The organism is Stenotrophomonas sp. 05L44_2, assembly GCF_056665995.1.
In genome coordinates, this window is record NZ_JBFTNR010000661.1 from 1 (window position 1) to 2,324 (window position 2,324).

Here is a 2,324-nt window from a genome sequence, read left to right on the forward strand (position 1 = left end):
GCACAGGAGACGCTGGTGGCGCCGGCGATCGGCAACCACGAGTACTTCGAGGAATTCGAGGACACGCCACAGGAGCGCCGTGTGCTGGGCCGCCATTGGCCGGTGACCTTCGCCCTGCCGGGCAACGGTGCCAGCGCGGCGGCGGGTACCAGCTACTGGTTCGATGCACAGGGCGTGCGCGTGGCCGTGGTCGATGGGACCTCGGCGCTGGATCTGGGTACCGCCAAGGCGCAGGCACAGTGGCTGGACAAGGTGCTGGCCGGCAACCGGCAGCCGTGGACGATCGTGCTGCTGCACCAGCCGTTCTATTCGCCGCGCGAGGGCCGCGAGAATGCTGCCCTGCGCAAGGTGCTGCTGCCGGTGGTGCGCCGTCACAAGGTGGATCTGGTACTGCAGGGGCATGACCATACCTACGGCCGTCGCGGCGAAGGGCAGGCGGCAACACCGCAGTACGTGGTGACGGTGGCTGGACCGAAGCAGTACCGCCTGTCGGACGAGGCACGCAGGACGATGGACCCTGTGGGCGAAGACACCCAGCTGTTCCAGGTGTTGCGCATCGATCCGCAGCGCCTTCGCTACGAGGCCCGCACGGTGACCGGGCGCCTGTACGACGCCTTCGAGCTGAAGCGCGATGACAATGGCGGCAAGCAACGGGTGGAGCAGCGAGAGGGACGGATCACGCCGCGTGACTGCGCGCGTGCCCAAACCGCCAAGGGCCGCACCGACCGGTGCTGGGAGTGAGGAACGACCGATGAGCGCGCGCCCGCGCCTCGTTCCGATGGCCGCCATCGCCGTTGCCCTGCTGCTGGTGGTGGGCGCGGTGGCTGCTGCCGATACCGTACTGCACCCGTTCCTGGCCGCTCAGCCGGAGCAGGTGCCGCAGGAAAGAACGACGGACGAGTGATCAGCGAAGCGATGTAGCAGTCCAGAAGCAGATCCACGCCACGCGTGGATTGAACCTTTCCGTGCACCATCCGCGCATGGCGTGGCTCTGCTGCATTGCGTCCAGGAACAGTTCTGCTTCATCCGTGCTGCCCAGCACCACAGCGACAGCGCGCAGCGCCGCTTCGCGATGAACCGGACGGATCCCGCCATCATCGTCATCGCTGTACAGATCCTCATCAGCCTCGAGGTAAACGCTGCCGGCCGCAGCCAACGCGGCCATCAGGGTCGGCACGTCGGCGGCGAACCCGCCGGCGTCCCAGTGGCCCGCACCATGACGGGCGAACAGTACGCGGCCGTCGTCGATGTCGAGGATGAGGGGATCGGCGCCACGGTCGGCGATCACCAGCCACTGCGCCGGCCAGTCGCTGATCGGTTCGCCATCGTTGCCGTTCCAGCGATAGCCTGCCTGGTAGGCCCACAGGCGCTGCAAGGGCGGTATCCACACCTCAAGGCCTGGAATGGTGATGCCGCAGGGGCCTTTTGYAGGATTGAATACCTCGCCGAACGGGCCGACGTGTGCGTAGAATCCGGCCAGCACGTCCGGCAGCGGGAACGGCCCCTGCCACGCGTCGGCAGATTGCGGCTGCAGGGCGCCGAAGCGGGCAAACGTGGCGCGAAGATCATCCATGACGTGGGCCGGGCGGAAGCGGAAGAGCGCGCAGCCTAGCAGAGCCGGTCGCACRCATCGCCTTCACCGTCACTGGCTATCATGGCCGCCCAGCAACTGAGAGGCAGTGCACGTGTCGGTAGCGTTGGTATGGTTCCGTCGGGACCTGCGGTTGCAGGACAATCCGGCGCTGCAGGCGGCGCTGGAAGCGGGCCACGCTGTGGTGCCGGTGTACATCCACGCGCCGCACGAAGAGGGCGAGTGGGCGCCGGGCGCGGCCTCCAATGCGTGGCGCCATCGTTCGCTGGCGGCACTGGATGCCGGCCTGCGTGCACGGGGTTCATCGCTGGTGCTGCGTGCCGGTGACAGCCTGCCTTCCCTGCTGGAGCTGGTGCAGCAGACCGGCGCCGAAGCGGTGTACTGGAACCGCAAGTACGAACCGGCCACGCAACCGCGCGATGCCGCCATCAAACGCACGCTGCGCGAGCAGGGCATAGATGCGCAGAGCTGCAACGGCAGCCTGCTGTTCGAGCCCTGGGACATCGCCACCCAGCAGGGGCAGCCCTACAAGGTATTCACTCCGTACTGGCGCAACGTACTCAGCCACTGGCGTTTGCCCGCCTTGCGGGCCGCACCGGAGACGCTGCCGGCGCATACGGTCGACAGCCTCGCGCTGGATACGCTGCAGCTGGCGCCCACGCTTCACTGGGATACCGGGTTCTGGGAACACTGGCAGCCGGGCGAGACCGGTGCGCTCGAGGCGTTGTCCGTG

3 protein-coding genes and 1 pseudogene are annotated in these 2,324 nt (G+C 67.6%); 3 read left to right on the forward strand and 1 reads right to left on the reverse strand.

What is annotated here, in order from left to right; translation table 11 throughout:
- Both AC1VAN_RS18925 and AC1VAN_RS18930 read left to right on the forward strand, forming a co-directional pair.
- A partial coding sequence (locus tag AC1VAN_RS18925; protein WP_480986451.1) for a metallophosphoesterase family protein occupies nucleotides 1–741 on the forward strand: 741 nt, incomplete at its 5' end.
- A 10-nt stretch (nucleotides 742–751) separates the two neighbouring features.
- Nucleotides 752–886: pseudogene (locus tag AC1VAN_RS18930) on the forward strand (inorganic diphosphatase); the annotation flags it as partial.
- 18 nt (nucleotides 887–904) lie between these two features.
- On the opposite strand, the gene AC1VAN_RS18935 reads toward AC1VAN_RS18930, so the two are convergent.
- A complete protein-coding gene (locus tag AC1VAN_RS18935; RefSeq protein WP_480986452.1) occupies nucleotides 905–1,573 on the reverse strand; it encodes a hypothetical protein in 669 nt (222 codons plus the stop codon).
- Between the two features lie 112 nt (nucleotides 1,574–1,685).
- Here AC1VAN_RS18935 and AC1VAN_RS18940 point away from each other — a divergent pair.
- Nucleotides 1,686–2,324 (forward strand): deoxyribodipyrimidine photo-lyase (locus tag AC1VAN_RS18940; RefSeq protein ID WP_480986453.1); only part of this gene is annotated, 639 nt, incomplete at its 3' end.